Origin of the sequence: Paracoccus amoyensis, from assembly GCF_014490725.1 — a bacterium.
In the GTDB taxonomy this organism is placed as follows: Bacteria; Pseudomonadota; Alphaproteobacteria; order Rhodobacterales; family Rhodobacteraceae; genus Paracoccus; species Paracoccus amoyensis.
On sequence record NZ_JACOQL010000004.1, the window covers coordinates 85,082 to 108,202 of the forward strand.

General features: G+C 60.5%; 18 protein-coding genes and 1 pseudogene. 12 read left to right on the forward strand and 7 right to left on the reverse strand.

Translation table 11 applies throughout. The features are described 5' to 3' along the window. Positions 1-5 precede the first annotated feature (5 nt). The 6 genes from H4P12_RS12970 to H4P12_RS12995 all read right to left on the reverse strand — a co-directional run bounded on the left by H4P12_RS12970 (position 6) and on the right by H4P12_RS12995 (position 6,124). Positions 6-1,721, reverse strand: a complete 1,716-nt coding sequence (locus tag H4P12_RS12970) for an ABC transporter substrate-binding protein (protein ID WP_187794089.1) — start codon at positions 1,719-1,721, stop codon at positions 6-8. Positions 1,722-1,758: 37 nt separating this feature from the next. Then, positions 1,759-2,073, reverse strand: coding sequence for a DUF2160 domain-containing protein (locus H4P12_RS12975; protein WP_343069841.1), 315 nt, complete (start codon positions 2,071-2,073; stop codon positions 1,759-1,761). A 178-nt stretch (positions 2,074-2,251) separates the two neighbouring features. Next, positions 2,252-3,073, reverse strand: coding sequence for a carbohydrate ABC transporter permease (locus H4P12_RS12980; protein WP_187794091.1), 822 nt, complete (start codon positions 3,071-3,073; stop codon positions 2,252-2,254). Beyond that, on the reverse strand, positions 3,073-3,939 hold the full coding sequence (locus H4P12_RS12985; protein WP_187794092.1) for a carbohydrate ABC transporter permease: 867 nt from the start codon (positions 3,937-3,939) through the stop codon (positions 3,073-3,075). The genes H4P12_RS12980 and H4P12_RS12985 overlap by 1 nt, the downstream gene beginning before the upstream one ends. After that, positions 3,939-5,030 (reverse strand): ABC transporter ATP-binding protein, encoded by a 1,092-nt coding sequence (locus H4P12_RS12990; RefSeq protein ID WP_187794093.1) that lies wholly within the window; start codon positions 5,028-5,030, stop codon positions 3,939-3,941. Before H4P12_RS12990 ends, H4P12_RS12985 begins: the two co-directional genes overlap by 1 nt. Then, positions 5,027-6,124 (reverse strand): ABC transporter ATP-binding protein, encoded by a 1,098-nt coding sequence (locus tag H4P12_RS12995; protein ID WP_187794094.1) that lies wholly within the window; start codon positions 6,122-6,124, stop codon positions 5,027-5,029. The genes H4P12_RS12990 and H4P12_RS12995 overlap by 4 nt, the downstream gene beginning before the upstream one ends. A gap of 110 nt (positions 6,125-6,234) precedes the next feature. Between H4P12_RS12995 and H4P12_RS13000 the strand changes: the two genes are divergently transcribed. The 12 genes and pseudogenes from H4P12_RS13000 to H4P12_RS13055 all read left to right on the forward strand — a co-directional run bounded on the left by H4P12_RS13000 (position 6,235) and on the right by H4P12_RS13055 (position 21,978). Then, positions 6,235-6,624, forward strand: coding sequence for a hypothetical protein (locus H4P12_RS13000; RefSeq protein WP_187794095.1), 390 nt, complete (start codon positions 6,235-6,237; stop codon positions 6,622-6,624). Positions 6,625-6,747: 123 nt separating this feature from the next. After that, positions 6,748-8,343, forward strand: coding sequence for an alpha-glucosidase (locus tag H4P12_RS13005; protein WP_223115822.1), 1,596 nt, complete (start codon positions 6,748-6,750; stop codon positions 8,341-8,343). 86 nt (positions 8,344-8,429) lie between these two features. Continuing rightward, on the forward strand, positions 8,430-10,613 hold the full coding sequence (gene glgB / locus H4P12_RS13010) for a 1,4-alpha-glucan branching protein GlgB (protein WP_187794097.1): 2,184 nt from the start codon (positions 8,430-8,432) through the stop codon (positions 10,611-10,613). 39 nt (positions 10,614-10,652) lie between these two features. Further along, positions 10,653-11,912: a glucose-1-phosphate adenylyltransferase gene (gene glgC / locus H4P12_RS13015; protein WP_187794098.1), complete on the forward strand. Its 1,260-nt coding sequence runs from the start codon at positions 10,653-10,655 to the stop codon at positions 11,910-11,912. After that, positions 11,912-13,332 (forward strand): annotated as a pseudogene (glgA, locus tag H4P12_RS13020) (glycogen synthase GlgA). The gene glgC and the pseudogene glgA overlap by 1 nt, the downstream one beginning before the upstream one ends. Then, entirely contained in the window at positions 13,332-15,470 is a 2,139-nt protein-coding gene (glgX, locus tag H4P12_RS13025; RefSeq protein ID WP_187794099.1) for a glycogen debranching protein GlgX, read from the forward strand. Before glgA ends, glgX begins: the two are co-directional and overlap by 1 nt. Then, positions 15,467-17,098: an alpha-D-glucose phosphate-specific phosphoglucomutase gene (locus tag H4P12_RS13030; RefSeq protein WP_187794100.1), complete on the forward strand. Its 1,632-nt coding sequence runs from the start codon at positions 15,467-15,469 to the stop codon at positions 17,096-17,098. The genes glgX and H4P12_RS13030 overlap by 4 nt, the downstream gene beginning before the upstream one ends. 205 nt (positions 17,099-17,303) lie before the next feature. Then, on the forward strand, positions 17,304-17,762 hold the full coding sequence (locus H4P12_RS13035; protein WP_187794101.1) for a (2Fe-2S)-binding protein: 459 nt from the start codon (positions 17,304-17,306) through the stop codon (positions 17,760-17,762). 3 nt (positions 17,763-17,765) lie between these two features. Continuing rightward, positions 17,766-19,928, forward strand: a complete 2,163-nt coding sequence (locus tag H4P12_RS13040) for a xanthine dehydrogenase family protein molybdopterin-binding subunit (RefSeq protein WP_187794102.1) — start codon at positions 17,766-17,768, stop codon at positions 19,926-19,928. Then, on the forward strand, positions 19,925-20,521 hold the full coding sequence (locus H4P12_RS13045) for an Isoquinoline 1-oxidoreductase subunit (protein WP_187794103.1): 597 nt from the start codon (positions 19,925-19,927) through the stop codon (positions 20,519-20,521). Before H4P12_RS13040 ends, H4P12_RS13045 begins: the two co-directional genes overlap by 4 nt. Before the next feature lie 3 nt (positions 20,522-20,524). Next, positions 20,525-21,424 (forward strand): XdhC family protein, encoded by a 900-nt coding sequence (locus tag H4P12_RS13050; protein ID WP_187794104.1) that lies wholly within the window; start codon positions 20,525-20,527, stop codon positions 21,422-21,424. Further along, on the forward strand, positions 21,421-21,978 hold the full coding sequence (locus H4P12_RS13055; RefSeq protein ID WP_187794105.1) for a nucleotidyltransferase family protein: 558 nt from the start codon (positions 21,421-21,423) through the stop codon (positions 21,976-21,978). Before H4P12_RS13050 ends, H4P12_RS13055 begins: the two co-directional genes overlap by 4 nt. 15 nt (positions 21,979-21,993) lie before the next feature. Here the strand turns inward: H4P12_RS13055 and H4P12_RS13060 are convergent, their stop codons facing one another. Beyond that, positions 21,994-23,121 (reverse strand): fumarylacetoacetate hydrolase family protein, encoded by a 1,128-nt coding sequence (locus H4P12_RS13060; RefSeq protein WP_187794106.1) that lies wholly within the window; start codon positions 23,119-23,121, stop codon positions 21,994-21,996.

Genomic DNA, 23,121 nt, shown 5'->3' on the forward strand with positions numbered 1-23,121 from the left:
GCAGATTACTGCTGCCAGCTTTTCACCAGCTCATCATAGCTGATGGTTTCCGGCTGCGGCTTTTCGTTCTCCAGCTTCAACTGCGGCGCGATGCTGCCGTGTTCCTTGGCGAAGTTATTCCACCATTCCAGATCATGTTCTTCGGCCATTTTCGGGCCGATATCACCCTGAACGCCCGCGCGTTCCAGACGCTCCATCACCTTTTCCTGTTCGGCACACAGGCTGTCCATCGCCTCTTGCGCGGTCTTGGCGCCCGAAGCGGCATCGCCGATGGCTTGCCACCACAGCTGCGCCAGCTTCGGATAGTCCGGGACGTTGGTGCCGGTCGGCGACCAGTTCAGGCGGGCGGGGCTGCGGTAGAACTCGATCAGGCCGCCCAGTTTCGGGGCGCGTTCGGTGAAGCTTTCATCCTGAATGGTCGATTCACGGATGAAGGTCAGGCCGACATGCGATTTCTTCACATCGACGGTCTTCGAGGTCACGAATTGCGCGTAAAGCCATGCGGCCTTGGCGCGATCGTCGGGCGTCGATTTCAGCAACGTCCAGGAACCGGCATCCTGATAGCCCAGCTTCATCCCGTCCTGCCAATAGGCGCCGTGCGGCGAGGGGGCCATGCGCCATTTGGGCGTGCCGTCGTCGTTCACGACGGGGGTGCCCTCTTTGACCATATCGGCGGTGAAGGCTGTATACCAGAACATCTGCTGGGCCACTTCGCCCTGCGCCGGAACCGGGCCGCTTTCGCTGAAGGTCATGCCCTGCGCGGCGGGTGGCGCATAAGCGGTGATCCAGTCCAGATATTTCTGAATCGCATAGACCGAGGCCGGGCCGTTGGTGTCGCCGCCACGGGCCACACAGGAACCAACCGGACGGCTGTTTTCATCGACGCGGATGCCCCATTCATCGACCGGCAGGCCGTTCGGGATGCCCTTGTCACCGTTCCCGGCCATTGACAGCCACGCATCGGTGAAGCGCCAGCCAAGCGAGGGGTCTTTCTTGCCGTAATCCATATGGCCATAAACTTCCTTACCGTCGATTTCACGGCCGGTAAAGAATTTGGCGATATCTTCATATGCGGACCAGTTGACCGGAACGCCCAGATCATAGCCGTATTCTTCTTTGAACGCGGCCTGAATTTCCGGGTCGTTGAACCAGTCGTAGCGGAACCAGTACACGTTCGCGAACTGCTGGTCGGGCAGCTGATACAGATTGCCATCCGGCGCGGTGGTGAAGGATTTGCCGATGAAGTCGTCGATGTCGAGGTTGGGGTTGGTGACATCCTTGCCCGCATTCGCCATCCAGTCGGTCAGGTTGCGCGCCTGCTGATAGCGCCAATGGGTGCCGATCAGGTCAGAGTCGTTGACATAGGCGTCATAGACGTTTTCGCCCGACTGCATCTGCGTTTGCAGCTTTTCAACCACATCGCCTTCACCGATCAGGTCATGGGTCACCTTGATGCCGGTGATCGCGGTAAAGGCCGGGGCCAGCACTTTGGATTCATACTCATGCGTGGTGATGGTTTCGGACACCACGTTGATTTCCATGCCCGACATCGGTGCAGCGGCGTCGATGAACCACTGCATCTCTGCCTCTTGCGCGGCGCGGTCCAGCGAGGACAGTTCGCCGATTTCCTCATCCAGGAATTTCTTTGCCGCGTCCATATCGGCCTGCGCGGCGGTCGCCATCAGCGCAAGCGCCATGGCGGTCGTCAGGTGAAGTTTCATGTCTACCTCCCAAAATACTGGCATTTGCCAGCGGTTATTACACCCAACGGAACACCGCTGCGGCGTAGATCAGCGCGACGGCCAGCCCGCCCCAGACCGGCATCCCCATCACGCCCAACCAGATCAGGCAGATAAAGGCCGAGCCGAGCAAGCTGATGAACAGCCGGTCGCCGCGCGTCGTCATGATGCCCAGAACGCCCTTGCGCGGCGTTTCGGGAAAGCGGATGGCGAGCCACGTGAACAGGATCAACAGGCCCGCGATGATGGTGAAGAACAGCGCGGTCGGAAAGGTCCACGCCATCCAGCCGCCGGGATTGATGCCGCCGAACCAGTCCCGTGCGTCATCGCGCATGGGGACAAGCGTGATCAGCCAGCAGAGGAAGCCGAGCCAGATCAGGCCCGCGATGGCAAAGCCGGTATTGACGGATCTGGTCATTGGTGGCCTCGTCTTTCGGTCATGAAACTCCCGGGGGCGCTGCCCCCGGACCCCCGGGATATTTGCGCCAAGATGAAAGAGCGCAGGTTGATCATCACACCCTCCCCAATGCAAAGCCCTTGGCGATGTAGTTGCGGACGAACCAGATGACCAACGCGCCCGGAATGATCGTCAGGATACCCGCCGCCGCCAGCACGCCCCAATCCATGCCTGATGCGCTGACCGTGCGGGTCATCGTGGCCGCGATGGGCTTGGCGTTGACCGAGGTCAGGGTGCGCGACAGCAGCAGTTCCACCCATGAGAACATGAAGCAGAAGAAGGCGGCGACGCCGATGCCGCTGGCGATCAGGGGCATGAAGATCTTCACGAAGAAGCGCGGGAAGGAATAGCCGTCGATATAGGCGGTCTCGTCGATCTCGCGCGGGACGCCGGACATGAAGCCTTCCAGAATCCAGACGGCGAGGGGGACGTTGAAGAGGCAGTGTGCCAAGGCGACGGCGATATGGGTGTCGAACAACCCGATGGACGAATAAAGCTGGAAGAAGGGCAGGGCAAAAACCGCCGCCGGGGCCATGCGGTTGGTCAGAAGCCAGAAGAACAGGTGCTTGTCGCCCAGAAACCGATAGCGCGAGAAGGCATAGGCCGCAGGCAGCGCCACGGTGATCGAGATGACGGTGTTCATCACCACATAGATCATGCTGTTGACGTAACCCATATACCATGACGGATCGGTCAGGATGGTCTTGTAATTGGCCAGCGTCGGATTCTGCGGCCACAGGCTGAAAACGCCAAGAATTTCGCGATTGGTTTTCAGCGACATGTTCAGCAGCCAATAGATCGGCAGCATCAGGAACAGCAGATACAGCGCCATCACGACGGCAGAGCCGCGCCCTTTGGATTCAGCGACAGCAGCCATTATTGACCCCCCTGATCTTTGGTCATCACAGTATAGAAGACGAAGGAAATCAACAGGATCACAAGGAAGTAGATCAGGCTGAACGCGGCGGCGGGGCCAAGATCGAACTGACCGATTGCTGTTTTTACAAGATCAATCGACAGGAAGGTGGTGGCATTGCCCGGACCACCGCCGGTGACGACGAAGGGTTCGGTGTAGATCATGAAGCTGTCCATGAAGCGCAGCAGCACGGCGATCAACAGCACGCCCTGCATCCTGGGCAGCTCGATATAGCGGAAGACTTTCCACCGCGATGCCTGGTCGATCTTGGCCGCCTGGTAATAGGCGTCGGGGATGGATTGCAACCCGGCATAGCACAGCAGCGCGACAAGGCTGGTCCAGTGCCAGACATCCATGACGATGATGGTGATCCACGCATCAATCGCATCGTTGACGTAGTTGTAGTCGATGCCAAGCGCCTTCAGCGTGTGGCCCAGAAGGCCGATATCGACGCGGCCAAAGACCTGCCAGATCGTCCCGACCACGTTCCACGGGATCAGCAGCGGCAGCGCCATCAGGACAAGGCAGAAGCTGGCCCAGAAGCCCTTTTTCGGCATGTTCAGCGCGACAAAGATGCCCAGCGGAATCTCGATCGCCAGAATGATGGCCGAGAACAGGATCTGCCGCCCAAGGGCGGCGCGGATACGGTCCGAGTGGATGACCTCATCGAACCACTCAAGCCCGGCCCAGAAGAACTCATTGCCGCCAAAGGTGTCCTGCACCGAATAGTTGACGACCGTCATCAGCGGCAGCACCGCCGAAAAGGCGACCAGCAGCAGCACCGGCAGCACCAGAAACCAGGCGCGGTTGTTGACGGGTTTATCCATCATGCGGCCCTTTCAGCTTTGGCGGGATCAACGCGCCAGTCATCGACATAAACATGGGTATGCGCCGGATCGGGAATGATCCGGTTGGCGTCTGCGGGGATGGGCTGGCCTTCGGGGACGATCACGTTCACGTCCGCCGTGCCGACCTTGCCGCGCAGGATGCGGTGATGGCCGACATCCTCGATCCGACTGATCTGATAGGGCAGGCCGTCGTCGCCGGTGGACAGACGAAGGAATTCGGGACGGATGCCCAACTGCGTCTTGCCCGAGAGGGCACCAAAGCCGTGCATCAGCGCGATCTGCGCGCCTTCCACCGTGGCGATATTGCCGTTCACCTGCGCGTCGATGACATTCATGCCCGGTGAGCCGATGAAATAGCCGACGAAGGTGTGTTCCGGCGTGTCGAACAGCGCCTGCGGTGTGCCAGCCTGCACCACGCGGCCGTCATACATGACCACGACCTGATCGGCGAAGGTCAGGGCCTCGGTCTGGTCATGGGTGACATAGATCATCGTGTGGCCGAACTGGCGGTGCAGATCCTTCAACTGGGTCCGCAATTCCCATTTCATATGCGGGTCGATGACGGTCAGCGGTTCGTCGAACAGGATCGCGTTCACGTCCTGGCGCACCATGCCACGGCCGAGGCTGATCTTTTGCTTGGCATCGGCGGTCAGTCCCTTGGCGCGGCGATCCAGAGTGTCGGTCATGCCGATCATCGCCGCCACCTCGGCCACACGCTTGGCGACATCGGCTTCGGCCATGCCGCGATTGCGCAGCGGAAAGGCAAGATTGTCGCGCACCGACATGGTGTCATAGACAACCGGAAACTGAAAAACCTGCGCGATGTTGCGTGCTGCCGTCGGCAGGTTGGTCACGTCCTGATCGCCAAACAGGATACGCCCCCGCGACGGCACCAAAAGGCCCGAGATGATGTTCAGCAGCGTCGATTTTCCACAGCCGGAACTGCCCAGCAGCGCATAGGCTCCGCCGTCCTGCCATGTCATGTTCATCGGTTTCAGGGCCCAGTCCGAATCCTTTGTCGGATTGGGCAGATAGGAATGCGCCAGATTTTCCAGAATGATTTTTGTCATGTGTTGCTTCCCTCTGGCATGATCCAGGCCGCAGCCGCGTAGGGCGCAGGTCTGGCCAGCGCACCATCGGGTGTGAACAGGTAGATATGCGCAGGATCGACCCAGGCGGTCAGCTGTTGTCCGGGTTCAAGCTGATGCACGCCGTCGACCAGACCGACCCACCGGTCGGTGCCATGATACAGATGCAGGAACGTGCGTGCGCCGGTGATTTCGGTCGTGTCCAGAACTGTCCGCAGGGCGATGGCGTCGCCCCTGCTTTCCGGCGACAGATGCGCAGGGCGGAACCCGGCAAGGTATTCGCCGTCCGGCAGGCCGCCAATGTCCCAGCCGGCATCGTCGATCATCGCACGGCCGTTTGCCACGCGCACCGTTTTGAAATTCATCGGCGGATCGCTGAAAACCCGTGCGGTGATGGCGTCCTGAGGGGCACGATACCCCTGGGGTGTCGGGCCGAATTGCGTGACGCGGCCTTCCCACAGGGTCGCGGTATTGCCACCCAGCAGTAAAGCTTCCTCGGGTTCGGTGGTGGCATAAACAAAAATCGCGCCCGATTCTTCGAAAATGCGCGGAATTTCTGCACGCAGTTCTTCACGCAGTTTGTAATCGAGGTTTGCCAGCGGTTCATCCAGCAAGACCAATCCGGCGCCTTTGACCAACGCGCGGGCCAAAGCGCAGCGTTGTTGCTGACCGCCCGAAAGCTCCAACGGTTTGCGCGACAGCATGGGCGTCAGGCGCATCATGTCGGCGGTTGCACGAACGCGGCGATCAATTTCGGCTTTGTCCACCCCCATCAACCGCAAGGGCGAGGCGATGTTGTCGTAAACACTCATCGTGGGATAGTTGATGAATTGCTGATAGACCATCGCGACCTTGCGGTCCTGCACGCGCTGGTCAGTCACGTCTGCGCCGTTCCAGAACACGCGTCCCTCGGTTGGGCGATCAAGCCCGGCCATCAGCCGCATCAGGGATGTTTTGCCGGCAAGTGTGGGGCCAAGCAGAACGTTCATGCTGCCCGGCTGCAAGGTCAGGTCGGTCGGATGGATATGCACCCGACCGTCAACGGACTTCGATACACCGCGCAATTCCAGCGTCATGCGACGGTCCTCATCTTGGTCATCCGGTTCTCCAAAATCTTGGGCGATGCGTTGCGCTGCACGCTGTCAGGGGCGTGCCAAAGGTGTGTCAGGGTAGCGCAGGATTGGCTGTGGCGGATTTTGCCAAAAGCCTTGGCGATTGTGCGGAAAATGCGGGCGGGATTGCTGTCGGCATGCCGGATCGATGGCCGGTGGGCGACGATCCTCATGGCATATGCGCTGACGCTGACGCCACGTTCGGTCATGAAATGGCCGACGATATCCGACATAAGCCCTCCTCAAAGCTGGGCTATCCGATCACGCTGGTGGGCGATGTGTCAACGGGAATTTTCGCTGATGCGCGTAAATATTCGAAATTTATAAAAACGCGCATTCAATTTACGCAAAGTTACTTTTGCGAAGATTTCAGCTCTCGGTGCATGTCTGAATCTGCGCCTATGATAGCATTGTTTTCAGATTTTTCGTGCAGCCTTTCGACAGGCCGCATCGGGACGAAATGACGGGCCTTGTTATTCCCTGTTCGGTGATAAGGCTTTCACCTTGTTGAGGCTTCATGTCTGCGCAATAGATATCTTGTTAGGGCAAACAGTAACGATTCGACTTTGAGGGGCAGCATGGCGGTGATGGATCAGGACTGGTGGCGGGGATCGGTGACCTATCAGATCTATCCGCGATCCTTCATGGATTCCAACGGAGATGGCATTGGCGACCTGACAGGAATTACCGAGCGGCTGGAATATGTGGCGGCGCTTGGCGTCGATGCAATCTGGCTGTCGCCGATCTTTACCTCACCGATGAAGGACATGGGCTATGACGTTTCGGATTATACCGATGTCGATCCGTCCTTCGGCGATCTGGCCGGTTTCGATGCGCTGGTGGCCAAGGCGCATCAGCTGGGCCTGAAGGTCATTATCGATCAGGTCATCTCTCACTCATCCGACCAGCATCCGTTCTTTGCCCAATCCCGCAGCTCTCGGGATGATCCGAAAGCCGATTGGTATGTCTGGGCCGAGCCGAACCCCGATGGCACGCCGCCGAACAACTGGCTGGCGATCTTTGGCGGCTCATCCTGGGAGTGGGATTCGCGCCGTCGGCAGTATTATTTCCACAACTTCCTGGCCTCGCAGCCGGACTGGAATTTCCACAACCCCGAGGTGCAGGACTACCTGCTGTCGACCATGCGGTTCTGGCTGGAGCGGGGCGTGGATGGGTTCCGGCTGGATACGGTGAACTATTATTTCCACGACAGGCTGTTGCGCGACAATGCCTGCAATTACCTGCCCTGGGCGCAGAGTGCGGTGAAGCCGGTGGATATGCAGTTCTGCCTGTTCTCCAAGAATCAGCCTGAAAATCTGGGCTTTCTGGAACGCATCCGTGCGCTGATGGATGAATACGATGCCCGCGCCACCGTGGGCGAGGTCGGCGACAGCCACATGGCGATCAAGCTGATGGGTGAATATACCAGCGGCAAGCGCCTGCATATGGCCTATTCGTTCGAAATGCTTGGGCCCGATTTCACCGCCGCCCATTTCCGCAGCCGGATCGAGGCGTTTTTCAAAGGCGCGCCCGATGGCTGGCCCTGCTGGGCGTTTTCCAACCATGATGTGCCGCGCCATGTTGGGCGTTGGCTGCCGCATGCGGCCGATCAGGATGCACTGGCCAGGCAAGCGGCGGCGATGCTGCTGACCTTTGAAGGATCGGTCTGCCTGTATCAGGGCGAAGAATTGGGCCAAGTCGATACGGTTCTGGAATTTGATGAACTGACGGACCCCGATGGCATTACCTTCTGGCCCGAATACAAGGGCCGCGACGGGTGCCGCACGCCGATGGCCTGGAATGCCAACGCCGCAAATGCGGGCTTTTCCAGGGCCAACAAGACATGGCTGCCGGTCAAGGCGCCGCAACAACGGCGGGCGGTTTCGGTCCAGGATGACGATCCCGACAGCGTGCTGAATTTCTATCGCCAGATGCTGGCCCTGCGAAAGTCCGAGGGCGATCTGCGCGACGGCGACATCCGCTTTCTGGACCTGCCAGAGCCTGTCCTGGGATATGAACGCGGTGACGATTTCATCTGCCTGTTCAACCTGTCGGCTGGTTCCGTGGCCGCGCCAATCAGCGGCAAGTTCACGCCCTTGTTGACGCAGGCCGCCAAGATTGCCGATGATGAGATCGGCCTTGGGCCGAATGGATTTGTCATTGCGCGAAAAGCGGGCGGCTAGGGCAATGTGCGGATGATTGTTTTTTCGCCGCCATATCGCACCATGAATGACGTTGGAGTTTTGCAGTCTTTGGGAGAGGGTGACCTATGATCCGATCGCAGCGTCCGCCCCATTTATCCGATGAGGCCATCCGCAGCCTGCTGGATGCGCACCACGGATCACCTTTCGACGCGCTTGGTCTGCACAAAAAGGACAGGCAGGTCTGGTTGACCGCGCTGGTTCCCGATGCCGACAAGCTGGAAGCGATCATCGGCAAGATGGTTGTCGAACTGCCCCGGATCGAAGGCGCGCTGTTCGGCGGCCCGATCCCGACCTCGAAAACGCCCTATCGATTGCGCGCCAGCTTTGACAATGGCGACAGCTGGGAGTTTGACGACCCCTATCGCTTTGGCCCCGTCATGGGCGAGGTGGACCAGTATCTTATAGGCGAAGGCACGCATCGAGAGCTGTGGAAGGCGCTTGGCGCGCATCCTGTGACGCATGAAGGTGTGGCTGGCACGCATTTCGCGGTTTGGGCACCGAATGCGGCGCGTGTTTCGGTCCTGGGGGACTTCAACCAATGGGACGGTCGCCGCAACCCGATGCGTCGGGTCGGCAATACCGGCGTGTGGGAAATTTTCATGCCCGGTCTGGGCGATGGCACATCGTATAAATACGAGATTGCCGGTCAGAATGGCGCGATCCTTGAAAAGGCCGATCCTGTGGGTTTCGGATCGCAGCATCCGCCGGAAACTGCCTCTGTCGTGCGCGACATTTCCGGCTATGGCTGGACAGATGATGAATGGATGGCCGTGCGGGGCGAACGCAATCGCCGCGATCAGCCGATCTCGATCTACGAAGTTCATTTGGGATCATGGCGCCGCACGGCGGAAAACCGGCCGCTCAGCTACAAGGAGCTGGCGACCGAGCTGGTGGACTATGCCAAATGGATGGGCTTCACCCATCTTGAATTCCTGCCGATCAGCGAATTTCCGTTTGATGGATCATGGGGTTATCAGCCGGTTGGCATGTATGCCCCGACCATTCGCTTTGGCCCTCCGCATGAATTTCGCGATCTGGTTCAGACGGCCCATGATGCCGGTCTGGGCGTGCTGATTGACTGGGTGCCGGGGCATTTCCCGTCAGACGCGCATGGTCTGGCGCAGTTCGATGGGACGCATCTGTATGAACATTCCGATCCGCGCGAAGGGTTTCATCAGGACTGGAACACCCTGATCTATAACTACGGCCGGACCGAGGTTCGCAATTATCTGGTCGCCAACGCACTGTATTGGCTAGAGGAATACCACATCGACGGGCTGCGCGTGGATGCCGTCGCCTCGATGCTGTATCGCGACTATTCCCGCAAGGATGGCGAATGGATTCCGAACCGCGACGGCGGGCGCGAAAACTATGAAGCCATCGACTTCATGAAGGACATGAATGTCCAGACCTATGGCCGCGTCGATGGCATCATGACCGTGGCCGAGGAATCGACCGCCTTTCCGGGCGTGACGACGCCGGTCGATGCGGGTGGCTTGGGTTTTGGTTTCAAGTGGAACATGGGGTGGATGAACGACACCCTGCGTTACATCGAAAAAGATCCGATCTATCGTTCCTATGATCATCACCTGATGACCTTCCCGATCGACTATTCCTTTTCCGAGAATTTCATCCTGCCGATCAGCCATGATGAGGTTGTTCATGGCAAGGGCAGCATGATCGACAAGATGCCCGGGAATGAGTGGGAGAAATTCGCCAATCTGCGCGCCTATTACGGCTTCATGTGGGGGCATCCGGGGAAGAAGCTGTTGTTCATGGGCTGCGAATTTGGTCAGTGGCAGGAATGGAACCACAATGTCTCGCTGGATTGGGATGCATTGCATGGTGAAAAGCAACGCGGTTTGCAGGCCTTGGTGCGGGATCTGAACCTGATCTATCGCGACACGCCCGCGCTGTATCGACACGATTGCGATCCGTCCGGCTTCCATTGGATTGCCAATGATCCGCAGAAATCGACCATCTGCTTCGCCCGTTTTGGCGACGAAAACGATGCGCCGGTCGTCGTGGTTTGCAATTTTACCCCGGTCGAGCACCAAGGCTTTCGGCTGGGTGTTCCCGCTGCCGGGCACTGGCGCGAGGTGATGAACAGTGATGCCGCGACCTACGGGGGCGGGAATCGCGGCAATGCCGGTGGTGTCGCAAGCGAAGCGGTGGAATGGGATGGTCTTCTCGATTCCATCAGCATCACATTGCCGCCTTTGGCGACCTTGATTTTTCGTTTGGAATAGTAATCGCCGCGCGGCGTCAACTTTTGGGGGAGAGTGCAAATGGTGGGTGACAGAAGGCTGGGCCAGCGGTCGATGGCGTTTGTGCTGGCGGGGGGGCGTGGATCGCGCCTGATGGAATTGACCGACAGGCGGGTAAAGCCCGCCGTCCCGTTCGGGGGCAAGACACGGATTATCGACTTTGCCCTGTCGAACGCGCTGAATTCAGGCATTCGCAAGATGGCTGTGGCCACGCAATACAAGGCGCACAGCCTGATCCGACATTGCCAACGCGGCTGGAACTTTTTCCGGGCCGAGCGGAACGAGTTTCTGGACATCCTGCCCGCATCGCAGCGCATGGGCGAAGAAAACTGGTATCGCGGCACGGCGGACGCCGTCACGCAGAACATTGATATCGTTGACAGCTATGGCGTGGATTACATCGTCATTCTGGCGGGCGACCACATCTACAAGATGGATTACGAGTTGATGATCCATCAGCATGTTCAGGAACAGGCCGATGTAACCATCGGCTGTCTGACGGTGCCGCGGATGGAGGCGACGGCCTTTGGCGTCATGGGGACGGACGCGGACGGGCGGATCACGTCCTTCCTTGAAAAGCCCGCCGATCCGCCCGGTATTCCGGGGGATCCTGATAGGGCGTTGGCATCAATGGGAATTTATGTCTTTAACTGGCCATTCCTGCGGGAACTGCTGCTGAAAGATGCCGCCGATCCGAACTCGTCGCATGATTTCGGCAACGACCTGATCCCCGACATCGTCAAAAACGGCAAGGCCATTGCCCACCGCTTTGACGATTCCTGTGTGCGCGCTGAAGGGGCGCCGGTTTACTGGCGCGATGTCGGAACGGTCGATGCCTTCTGGCAGGCGAATATCGATCTGACCAACTTCACCCCGACGCTGGATCTGTGGGACCGCAACTGGCCGATCTGGACCTGTTCCGAAAGCGTGCCCCCGGCCAAATTCATCCATGACGAGGCGGATCGTCGCGGTGTCGCAATCTCGTCCATGGTGTCGGGTGGCTGCATCATTTCAGGGACCGAGGTGCGCAATTCGCTGCTGTTCACCAATGTTCACACCAATTCCTATGCGGTGCTGGATCACGCCGTGGTTCTTCCCCGTGTGGTGGTTCACCGCTCGGCCCGGTTGCGCCGTTGCGTGATTGACAGCGGGGTCGAGATTCCGACCGGTCTGGTCGTCGGCGAAGATCATGCCGATGATGCCAAATTCTTCCGCGTCTCGCCCAAGGGGATCACATTGATCACGCAGGACATGGTCGATAAATGGAAGGCAGCGCAGTAATGCAGGTTCTGTCGGTCACATCCGAATGCGCCCCCTTGATCAAGACGGGCGGCTTGGCCGATGTGGCCGGTGCCCTTCCGGGCGCGCTTGCACCGCTGGGCGTTCGGATGCGGACGCTTTTGCCCGGCTATCCGGTCGTCATGCGCGCGCTGAAGGATGCCGTTTCGGTGGCGCATTTCGGTGACTGCTTTGGCGGCCCGGCGGATGTTCTGGCGGTTGAGGTGGCAGGTCTGGACCTGCTGATCCTTGATGCGCCGCATCTGTTCGACCGACCGGGTGGACCATATCTGAACCAGTCGGGCGGGGATTGGGCTGACAATCCCGAACGCTTCGCGGCGCTCAGCTGGGCCGCGTCCGAAATTGCCAATGGCGCGATTGCGGATTGGCAGCCCGATCTGGTGCACGGGCATGACTGGCAGGGCGGGCTTGCGCCTTATTACATCGCCCGTTCGCCTGCTGCGGGGCAAGTGCGCACGGTGATGACCATTCACAACATCGCCTTTCAGGGGCTGGCCCCGGCGTGGAAGCAGGCTGCGCTGCGGATCAGCCCGACGGATTTCCATTCCGATGCGCTGGAATATTGGGGGCAGATCAGCACGCTGAAGGCGGGGCTGGTCTTTGCCGACCGGTTGACCACCGTATCGCCAACCTACGCCGAAGAGCTGATGACCCCGCAATTCGGGATGGGGCTGGAAGGGGTTTTGCGCGACCGGCGTGCGGATTTCGTCGGCATCCTGAACGGGATCGACGAAGACGTCTGGTCGCCTGCCGCTGACCCCGAGGTCAGGACTTACAAGCTGCCCAAGGGCAAAGCCGCGAACAAGGCCCTGCTGCGCGAAGAATTCGATCTGGCCGCGGCGGATGGCCCGCTATGCGTGGTCGTTTCGCGCCTCACGGAACAGAAGGGGCTGGACCTGCTGCTGCAAGCCCTGCCGACGTTGTTGGAGCGGGGTGGCCAACTGGCGTTGCTTGGAACGGGCGATCCGTGGCTGGAAGCCGCGTTCAAACAGGCCGCCGGTCCGAATGTCGGCATCCGCATCGGCTATGACGAGGCGCTGTCGCACCGAATGATGGCCGGCGGCGATGCGATCCTTGTGCCGTCGCGGTTCGAACCCTGCGGCCTGACCCAGATGTATGGTCTGCGCTATGGCACGCTGCCTTTGGTGGCGCTGACGGGGGGGTTGGCCGATACGGTCATCCCGGCGACGCCCGCCAGCATCAGTGCGGGTGTGGCGACGGGAATCCAGTTCTATCCTGTCAGTGTGGAAGCCTTGTCCAACGCACGAACAAGCTGTGTGATCTGTATGAACAGGCGGATCACTGGGCAACGATGCAGCGCAATGCTATGAGCCAGTCGGTTGGATGGGACAAATCCGCCGCCCTTTATGCGGCCTTGTATAAATCGCTGATGAACGACTGATGAGTGAAAGATTTAATCTGACTGCCGGACGCCCTTATCCATTGGGCGCCACCTTCGACGGCGAAGGCGTCAACTTTGCCGTATTCTCTCAGCACGCGACGCGCGTGATCCTGTGCCTGTTCAACGACCAGGGCGAGGAAACCGTGCTGCTGAACCTGACCGAACGGGACGGGCATATCTGGCACGGCTATATCTCGGGGTTGCAGCAGGGGCAGCAATACGGTTTCCGCGTGCACGGCCCGTATGAGCCGCAGAATGGCCACCGCTTCAATCCGCACAAGCTGCTGATCGACCCTTATGCCAAGCGGCTGACCGGGCATCCGATATGGAATGACGCGCTTTATGGTTATCAGATTGGCCATGCGGACAAGGATCTTAGCTTCGACAAGCGCGACAGTGCGCCCTTCATGCCGCGCAGTGTCGTGGTTGATCCGGCCTTCAGCTGGGGGGAAAGCAGCGGGCATCCCGATCATACATGGTCGGACACGGTCATCTACGAGGCCCATGTCAAAGGGCTGACGGCCGAGCGTCGCGATGTCGACCATCCGGGCAAGTTTCTGGGCATGTCCTCGGACCCGATCCTGGATCACCTGACCAAGCTGGGGGTGACGGCGGTTGAATTGCTGCCGGTTCAGGCCTTTGTCAACGACCGCTTTCTGGTCGATCGCGGGCTGACGAATTACTGGGGCTATATGAGCTATGGCTTCTTTGCACCCGATCCGCGCTATCTGTCGGGTGGCGACATCGCCGAGTTTCAGCAGATGGTCGCCCGGTTCCACGCCGCCGGGATCGAGGTGATCCTGGATGTGGTCTATAACCACACCGCCGAGGGCGATCAGATGGGGCCGACGCTGTGTCTGCGCGGCTTTGACAATGCCAGCTATTACCGCCTGAACGAAGATCGCCGCTATCACGCGGATGACACCGGCACCGGCAATTCGCTGAACATGGACCACCCGGCGACGCTGCGACTGGTCATGGATTCGCTGCGCTATTGGGTGCAGGTGATGCGGGTTGACGGGTTCCGCTTCGACCTTGCCTCGACCCTGGCGCGAACCGGTGGGCAGTTCAACCGTGATGCGCCCTTTCTGAAGGCCGTGCGTCAGGATCCGGTGCTGAACCGGGTCAAGCTGATCGCCGAGCCGTGGGATGTCGGGCCGGGGGGGTATCAGCTGGGCGCCTATCCCGCGCCGTTCAAGGAATGGAACGACCGTTACCGCGACCGCGTCCGGGCCTTCTGGCGCGGTGACGAAGGCATGGTTCCCAAGCTGTCCAGCCGTGTCGCAGGGTCCGCGATCAGGTTCGACCACGATGGCCGTCCGGCGACATCTTCGGTCAATTTCCTGACGGCGCATGATGGCTTCACGCTGATGGATACGGTCAGCTACAACACCAAGCATAACGAGGCGAACGGCGAAGATAACCGTGATGGCCACGATCACAACTTCTCGGACAATTGCGGGGTCGAGGGGCCAAGCGATGATCCCGAGGTGATCGCGCGGCGTGCCCGGCGGCGGCGGAACATGATGGCGACCCTGATCCTCAGTCAGGGGACGCCGATGATTCTGGCGGGGGATGAGCTGGGCAATTCGCAGGGCGGCAATAACAACGCCTATTGTCAGGACAATCCGATTGGCTGGGTGAACTGGAAAACCGCCGATCCCGAGTTTCTGGAATTTTGTCGCAAGATCATCGCGTATCGGAAAAACACCCCGATTCTGCGCCAACGTCGTTTCCTGCATTCGCAGACGCGTCTGATTGACGGGCTGCCCGATCTGTTCTGGCGTCGCGCCGATGGTGAGCCGATGACGGCAGATGATTGGGCCGATCCGACGCTGAAATTTCTGGGGATGGAGGTGCGGATGGCCCGCAACTCTCCGCCCTATGAGCCACGGCTGGGCGCGGCCTATATCACCTTCAACGCGGGCGGGGCGCAGGAAGTGACCCTTCCCGCCGCACCCGCAGGCGAGTTTTGGCGCCGCTGTTTCGACACGGCCGAGGATGACATTCTGGTACCCGCAGCCATCAGCACGCAGATGCAGGCCGATTCCGTTGCCGTGTTCGAACTTGTCCGGCAGGTGTCGACACCGAAATCCAAATCAGTAACCATCAAGCAGACGAAGGGACAACCAGCATGACCCAGCATATCGTCAAGACCAGTCCGATTGACGGGCAAAAGCCCGGCACCAGCGGGTTGCGCAAAAAGACCCGCGTTTTCATGCAGCCGCATTATCTGGAAAATTATGTCCAGTCGATTTTCGATGGCATTGGCGGCATGCGGGGCAAGACCTTGGTGGTCGGCGGCGACGGGCGCTATTTCAACGACCGTGCCATTCAGGTGATCCTGCGCATGGCGGCGGCGAATGGTGCTGCGGCTTGCATCGTGGGGCAGGGAGGAATCCTGTCGACGCCCGCCGCATCGCATCTGATCCGTCTGCGGGGCACGGATGGCGGGTTGATCCTGTCGGCCAGCCATAACCCCGGCGGTCCCGACGAAGATTTCGGCCTGAAATACAACGGGCCCAATGGCGGCCCCGCGACCGAGGGCGTGACCGATCGCATTTTCGCCCGCACCACCGAAATCGACGAATATCGCATTCTGGATGCAACCGATGTTGATCTGAACAGCATTGGCGACACCAGCCTTGGCGATATGCGGGTCGAGATCGTGGACCCGGTGACGGATTACGCCGCGCTGATGGAAAGCCTGTTCGATTTTGCCGCAATCCGCGCACTGTTCGCGAACGGCTTTCGCATGCGCTTTGATGCGATGCACGCGGTCACCGGCCCCTATGCAACCGAAATCCTGGAAAACCGCCTGGATGCGCCCAAAGGAACGGTCGTCAATGGCGTGCCCAGCCCTGATTTCGGTGGCGGCCACCCGGACCCGAATCCGATCTGGGCCAAGGATCTGATGGATGCCATGTATGGCGCCGACGCGCCCGATTTCGGGGCCGCGTCAGATGGCGATGGCGACCGGAACATGATCGTCGGCAAGGGCAGCTATGTCAGCCCGTCCGACAGCCTTGCCGTGCTGGCCGATCTGGCGCATCTGGCACCGGGTTACGCCAAGGGTTTGGCGGGAATCGCGCGCTCCATGCCGACCTCGGCCGCGGCGGACCGGGTGGCCAAGGCCAAGGGCATCCAGTGCTATGCCACGCCGACCGGCTGGAAATTCTTTGGCAACCTGCTGGATGATGGCCGCGCGACGATTTGCGGCGAAGAAAGCGCGGGAACCGGGTCCGACCACGTGCGCGAAAAAGACGGCCTTTGGGCGGTGCTGCTGTGGCTGAACATTCTGGCGGCGACAGGCAAATCGGTTGCGGAACTGATGCGCGATCACTGGGCGCGTTATGGCCGCAACTATTATTCGCGGCATGACTACGAGGCGGTGGATACCGCAGCCGCCAATCAGGTGATGGATGACATGCGCGCGGCCTTTGCCACCTTGCCGGGGCAAAGCTTTGGCCCGCTGACGGTCGAGTCGGCCGAGGAATTTGCCTATGACGATCCGGTTGACGGATCGCGGTCGACCGGGCAGGGGATCATGGTCGGCTTCACCTCGGGCGGGCGGGTGATGTATCGCCTGTCGGGCACCGGAACCGAAGGGGCGACGCTGCGGGTGTATCTGGAACAGCTGGAAACTGACCCTCAAGCGGTTGAAAAGGATGCACAAATGGCACTGGCCGAGGTGATTTCCGCCGCTGATCAGATTGCAGGCATCCGCCAAAAGACGGGCCGTGACGCGCCCGATGTCATCACCTGATTTTGCCGGTGACGCGGCACCATGAAGGGCGGGCCAGCAGGTTGGCCCGTCAACATCCGAATTGTATCGGATGTTCGACTATTCCTTTCAAATGTATTTCATATCAATAACTTACTGGACTCGTTCAGGCCGGCTTATCAAATCCATCTTGACGCGAGTGGTTCCTGCGCCATCATAAGAATACGCCCAGCTAACGAGGCCAGGTATGACCAGTTTTACTGTGAACGGTCGAGACGTCGATCTCGACATTGATCCCGACACTCCACTTCTTTGGGTTCTGCGCGATGAATTGCGCCTGACGGGCACCAAGTTCGGCTGCGGCGTTGCCCAATGCGGCGCTTGCACCGTGATGCTGGACGGCATGCCGCGACGATCCTGTGTGACACCGATCTCGATGGTCGAAGGTAGCGAAGTGACCACCATCGAAGGCATGGAAGGCCCGGAAATCACGGCGGTGCAAACCGCGTGGGAAGCGATTGACGTGCCGCAATGCGGGTGGTGTCAGTCCGGGCAGGTCATGTCGGCGACCGCACTGTTGCAGCAAATCCCAAGCCCGACGGATGAAGATATCAACAATGCGATGGCCGGGAATGTCTGCCGCTGCGCCACCTATGTGCGCATCCGTCAGGCGATCCACGACGCCGCCAAAACGCTGGAGGGTTAAGCCATGACTGCCATGCAGACGACTCGCCGTGGGTTCCTTGCAGGCGGGGCGGGGCTGATGCTGGCCATGACGCTGCCATTGGGCAAGGCCCGCGCACAAGCAGCCGCGGCCGCAGCGGAGCCTTTTGCCCCGAATGCGTTCATCCGCATTGCGCCGGATGACACTGTCACCGTGATGATCAAGCATCTTGAGATGGGGCAGGGGCCCTATACCGGGCTGTCGACACTGGTCGCCGAAGAACTGGATGCCGATTGGGCGCAGATGCGGGCCGAAGGTGCACCAGCAAATGCGGCGGAATATTACAACAGCGCCTTCGGAACGGCGCTGTTGATACAAGGCACTGGCGGTTCCACCGCGATTGCCAACAGCTATATGCAGATGCGCAAGGCTGGTGCGGCGGCGCGCGCGATGCTGGTTGCAGCAGCGGCCGAGGAATGGGGCGTTCCGGCCGAAGAAATCACCGTCAAGGCGGGTGTGGTCGCCCATGAGGCTTCGGGCAAGTCGTCCGGTTTTGGTGCGCTAAGCCAGGCCGCAGCCGGGCAGCCGGTTCCCGAAGATCCCCCCGTCAAGGATGCCAAGGATTTCGTGCTGATCGGCACGGATGTGCCAAAACTGGACACGGTCGCCAAAACCACCGGCAAGGCGGTGTTCACGCTGGATGTGTTTCGTGACGGGATGCTAACCGTCGTGGTCGCCCATCCGCCGAAATTCGGCGCGACCGTTGCCAGCTTTGACGACAAGGCCGCGTTAGAGGTTTCTGGCGTCGAAATGGTGCGTCAGATCCCATCGGGCATCGCGGTCTATGCGACCAATACCTATGCCGCAATGAAGGGCCGTGATGCGCTGACCGTTGAATGGGACGACGTAAACGCCGAAACCCGTGGCACCGCCGAACTGTTTGAGGAATATTCCAAGGCCGTGGCAGCGGGCGGCGTGACCGTCGAGGAAAACGACGACATCGCTGTGCTGGAAGATGCTGCGCAAATTCTGGAAGCCGAATACCAATTCCCCTACCTTGCCCATGCCCCCCTGGAGCCACTGGATGCGGTGATCGAGGTCAAGGAAGGCAAGGCCGACATGTGGTATGGCTGCCAGTTCCCGACCGTTGATCGCGGAACGGTGGCTCAGGTTCTGGGCTTGCCGCTGGAAGACGTGACCATCAATGTCATTCTGGCGGGTGGATCGTTCGGGCGTCGCGCGCAAGGGTCTGCCCATCTGGCCGCCGAAGCCGCTGAAATCGCCAAGGCGTCCGGTCGTGACGGTGCCTTCAAACTGGTCTGGACGCGTGAAGATGATCTGAAAGGCGGCTATTATCGCCCGATGACTGTGCACAAGCTGCGCGCCGGTCTAGATGTCGATGGCAATATCATCGGCTGGGAAAATGTCGTCGCGAACCAGTCCATCATGACGGGAACGCCGATGGAGGCGATGCTGCAAGGCGGTCCCGATGCGACATCGTTCGAAGGCTCGTCGGGCCTGCCTTACAATCTGGGTGCAAAGCGCATTGGCTGGGCGAAAATGGAAAGCCCGGTCAGCGTGCTGTGGTGGCGCTCGGTCGGGCATACCCATACCGGTTATGCCGTCGAAACCTTCCTGGATGAGGTTCTGGTCGCGGCGGGTAAAGACCCAGTGCAGGGGCGTCTGGACCTGCTGCCTGCGGATGCGGTGCGCGAACGCGGTGTGATCGAAAAGGTCGCCGAAATCTCTGGCTGGACCGGGTCGACCCGCGATGGCAAGGGCTATGGCATCGCCTATGTCAAAAGCTTCGGCACCTATGTCGCCGAAGTGGTAGAGATCGAGAACCGCGATGGCGTCCCTCATATCACCAAGGTTTGGTGTGCCGTCGATTGCGGCATTCCCGTCAACCCCAACGTGATCCGCGCCCAGATGGAAGGCGGCGTCGGCTTTGCCCTTGGCACCGCGCTGCACGACCGCATCACCCTTGCCCCCGGCGGTGAGGTCGAGCAGTCGAACTTCCACGACTATCCGATGCTCCGCATTTCCGAGATGCCAGAGGTCGAGGTGGCCATCATCCAAAGCGATGCCGACCCGACCGGCGTTGGCGAACCGGGCGTGCCGCCGTTGGCCCCCGCCATGGCGAATGCCTGGCGCGCGCTGACCGGAACCAAGCAGTATCAGCTACCCTTCAGCGGGGCCATTTCATGAAGCATCTATCAGCTATCTTTACCGCCGCGCTGCTTTGCGCGTCGCCGGTCTTCGCGCAGGATTCCCTGTCTGGCCCCGAGGCATTTGCGGATATTGCGGATGAAACGGAACGCTCGGCCGCGATATTCGAAGAAATGGGCAAGGTGCTGACACATCCGCGCTGTCTGAACTGTCATCCGGTGACAGGCGGCCCGACTCAAGGCGATGATATGCGCCCGCATTCGCCGCCCGTGGTGCGCGGCGACGCTGATTTCGGCGCTGCCGGCATGAATTGCTCGACCTGTCACAGTGGCCAGAATGTCGAGTTTACATCTGACCAAGGCAGCATTCCCGGCCATGATCCGTGGATGCTGGCCCCGGTCGAGATGGGTTGGGTCGATGTGCCTTTGGCCGATATCTGCACCCAGATCAAAGACCCCGAACGCAATGGCGGTCGTGATCTGGAAGCGATTCATGAACACCTGGCCGAAGACGGGCTGGTTGGCTGGGCCTGGGATCCGGGCAAAGGGCGCACGCCGGCCCCCGGCACGCAGGAAACGCTTGGTCAGTTGACCCGCGCATGGATCGATACCGGCGCTGCCTGCCCAAGCTGATCCATGGCACGCCTGGAACCTGATATTGCACGCGCGGGCGGAAATTCGCGCGTGGTCAGCATCTGCGAAAGCGAGGTGCCCTTGGCCTGTGCCTTGGCGGGCGGACGCGTTGCATTGGCCGTGATCACCGGCGTCGAAGGGGCATCCTATCGTCCGGTCGGCGCTGTGATGGTGGTTGATGAACAGGGCCAAAGCTGGGGCAGCCTGTCGTCGGGTTGTATCGAGCGGGACGTTATCCGGCATGCAGGGCAGGCACTGGCCGATGGGCAGAACCGCAACCTGCGCTATGGCAGCGGGTCACCGTTTCGCGATTTGGCGCTGCCATGTGGCGGTGGGCTGGATATTCAGATCGTCACCAATCCCGATATGGACGCACTGACCCTGACCCGTCAGCGATTGGACCAGCGGCATGCAGCTGTGCTGAAACTTGGTCCGCTGACGCTGAACATCCAGCCGCAGCCACGCTTTCTGGTCTTCGGCAAAGGCCCCGAGGCGCGTTGCTTTGCCGCGCTGACCGCGGCTGCTGGTTATCCGGTTCACATGTTTTCGCCTGACCCGAAAACCCTGCAAGGGTTTGAAAACGCGACCGGTCTAATGGGGCCGAAATGGCCGGGCGATGTGCAGGTTGACCCACGCACGGCGGTCGCACTGTTTTTCCACGACCATGATTGGGAACCGCCGTTGCTAAAGGCTGCGTTGGAATCCCCGGCGTTCTTTATCGGCGCACAAGGCAGTTTGCGGGCGCATAATGCGCGGTGCGACGCATTGGCGACCCTTGGCGTCGCGCCGCCGGATATCGGGCGGCTGGCGTCGCCTTTCGGCCTGATCCCCTCCGCCCGCGACCCGCGCACGCTGGCCGCATCCGTTCTGGCGCAGGTTCTGGAACGGGCGCGGCTGCAATGATCACCGGCGCGCTGCTGCTGGCGGCAGGACAATCCCGCCGCTTTGGCGCGTCGGACAAATTGCTGGCCGAGCTGAACGGCGCGCCTTTGGTCAGCCATGCGGCGCGGGCGCTGTCATTGCCAATGATTCCGCATCGCGTCGCGGTCGTCGCCTCGGGCGATGTTGCCGCGATATTGCGACCGTTGGGCTTTGCGATCGTGATGCAGCCGCAGGGCCGGCCGCAATCGACCAGCCTGTCGGCTGGAATCGCCGAAATGGAACGGCTTGGCGTGGCGCGCGCAATTGTCATGCTGGGAGACATGCCGTTCATCCAGACCGAGGACATTGCCCGCCTGCTGGTTTTCCCCGCCGATCAGCCTGCCAGTGCTTGGGCCGCCAATGCCCCGATGCCACCTGCGATCTTTCCCAAAAGCTGGTTCCCCCGACTTGCCGCGTTGACCGGGGATCGCGGGGCGGGCGCGCTGTTGAAGGATTTGCCGGCGGACGCGCGCCTGACGCTGCCCGCCGAACGATTGCGCGATATTGATCGGCCCGAGGATTTACCCACGGGCTGACTGCGTCAAAGGGGTTTACAGCAACCCCGCCTTTGCCAGGTCCGCCATCAATGATCGGGTGCCATAGGTCCATGCCGGGCATTCGGTCGAAAGCCTGACCGTGTTGACCAGCGCCCCCAGGGAGGGGGTGGAAATGGTCACGGTATCGCCCAGCTTGTGGGTAAAGCCCTTGCCTTCACCGCCACGATCCTGAACCGGGGCGAACATCGTGCCCAGATACAGCACCAACCCGTCGGGATATTGGTGGTGGTCGCCGATGGCGGCTGCGACCAGCGATTCAGGGCTGCGGGAAATCTGGCTCATGGAGGATGCGCCGTTCAGGACAAAGCCGTCCTGCCCCTTCACCTCTAACGCAATATCCATTGCCTTGACCATATCCAGCGTGAAGCCATCATCGAACAGCCGGATGAACGGGCCAAGCGCGGCCGAGGCGTTGTTGTCCTTGGCCTTGCCCAGCAGCAGGGCCGAGCGTCCCTCGACATCGCGCAGGTTCACGTCATTGCCCAGCGTCGCACCGATAATGCGACCGTGCGAGGTGACGACCATCGCGACCTCTGGTTCGGGGTTGTTCCATGACGACACCGGATGCAGACCTATATCCGCGCCATGCCCAACGCTGGCCATGGGCTGACATTTGGTGAATATCTCGGCGTCAGGCCCGATGCCGACCTCCAGATACTGGCTCCAGACGCCGCGTTCGATCAGCTTGGCCTTCACGGCCATCGCCGCGTCGGAACCGGGTTCCAGATCGGACAGATCGTCCCCGATCAGGCCAAGGATATCCTGCCGCAGCGCATCGGCCCGCGACGCGTCGCCCTTGGCCTGCTCCTCGATCACACGCTCAAGCAGGCTGACCACAAAGGTCACGCCAGAGGCTTTGACGGCTTGCAGATCAATCGGAGACAGCAAGGTTGCGCCCTTCGCTGTGCCGCTGAGCAAGGCGTCCAGATCGGCGATCGGCGTGCCTGTGGCCGACCTGACATAGCCCGTCGGGTCGTCCATTTCGCAAATGTCGCGGACGGTTGGTGCGGTTTTCGACGTGATGTCGATGGCCTTGCCGCCCCGCAGGGTGACGATCCGGGGATGGCCGCCTTCGGACAGTCGCACGCGGCCCAGAAAGATGCCTTCGTCGTAGATACTCAT

Coding starts and splice junctions, on each gene's coding strand:
- H4P12_RS12970 (WP_187794089.1), bottom strand. CDS start 1,721: ATGAAACTTCACCTGACGACCGCCATGGCGCTTGCGCTGATGGCGACC.
- H4P12_RS12975 (WP_343069841.1), bottom strand. CDS start 2,073: ATGCGCGATGACGCACGGGACTGGTTCGGCGGCATCAATCCCGGCGGC.
- H4P12_RS12980 (WP_187794091.1), bottom strand. CDS start 3,073: ATGGCTGCTGTCGCTGAATCCAAAGGGCGCGGCTCTGCCGTCGTGATG.
- H4P12_RS12985 (WP_187794092.1), bottom strand. CDS start 3,939: ATGGATAAACCCGTCAACAACCGCGCCTGGTTTCTGGTGCTGCCGGTG.
- H4P12_RS12990 (WP_187794093.1), bottom strand. CDS start 5,030: ATGACAAAAATCATTCTGGAAAATCTGGCGCATTCCTATCTGCCCAAT.
- H4P12_RS12995 (WP_187794094.1), bottom strand. CDS start 6,124: ATGACGCTGGAATTGCGCGGTGTATCGAAGTCCGTTGACGGTCGGGTG.
- H4P12_RS13005 (WP_223115822.1), top strand. CDS start 6,748: ATGGATCAGGACTGGTGGCGGGGATCGGTGACCTATCAGATCTATCCG.
- glgB (WP_187794097.1), top strand. CDS start 8,430: ATGATCCGATCGCAGCGTCCGCCCCATTTATCCGATGAGGCCATCCGC.
- glgC (WP_187794098.1), top strand. CDS start 10,653: ATGGTGGGTGACAGAAGGCTGGGCCAGCGGTCGATGGCGTTTGTGCTG.
- glgX (WP_187794099.1), top strand. CDS start 13,332: ATGAGTGAAAGATTTAATCTGACTGCCGGACGCCCTTATCCATTGGGC.
- H4P12_RS13030 (WP_187794100.1), top strand. CDS start 15,467: ATGACCCAGCATATCGTCAAGACCAGTCCGATTGACGGGCAAAAGCCC.
- H4P12_RS13035 (WP_187794101.1), top strand. CDS start 17,304: ATGACCAGTTTTACTGTGAACGGTCGAGACGTCGATCTCGACATTGAT.
- H4P12_RS13040 (WP_187794102.1), top strand. CDS start 17,766: ATGACTGCCATGCAGACGACTCGCCGTGGGTTCCTTGCAGGCGGGGCG.
- H4P12_RS13045 (WP_187794103.1), top strand. CDS start 19,925: ATGAAGCATCTATCAGCTATCTTTACCGCCGCGCTGCTTTGCGCGTCG.
- H4P12_RS13050 (WP_187794104.1), top strand. CDS start 20,525: ATGGCACGCCTGGAACCTGATATTGCACGCGCGGGCGGAAATTCGCGC.
- H4P12_RS13055 (WP_187794105.1), top strand. CDS start 21,421: ATGATCACCGGCGCGCTGCTGCTGGCGGCAGGACAATCCCGCCGCTTT.
- H4P12_RS13060 (WP_187794106.1), bottom strand. CDS start 23,121: ATGAGTATCTACGACGAAGGCATCTTTCTGGGCCGCGTGCGACTGTCC.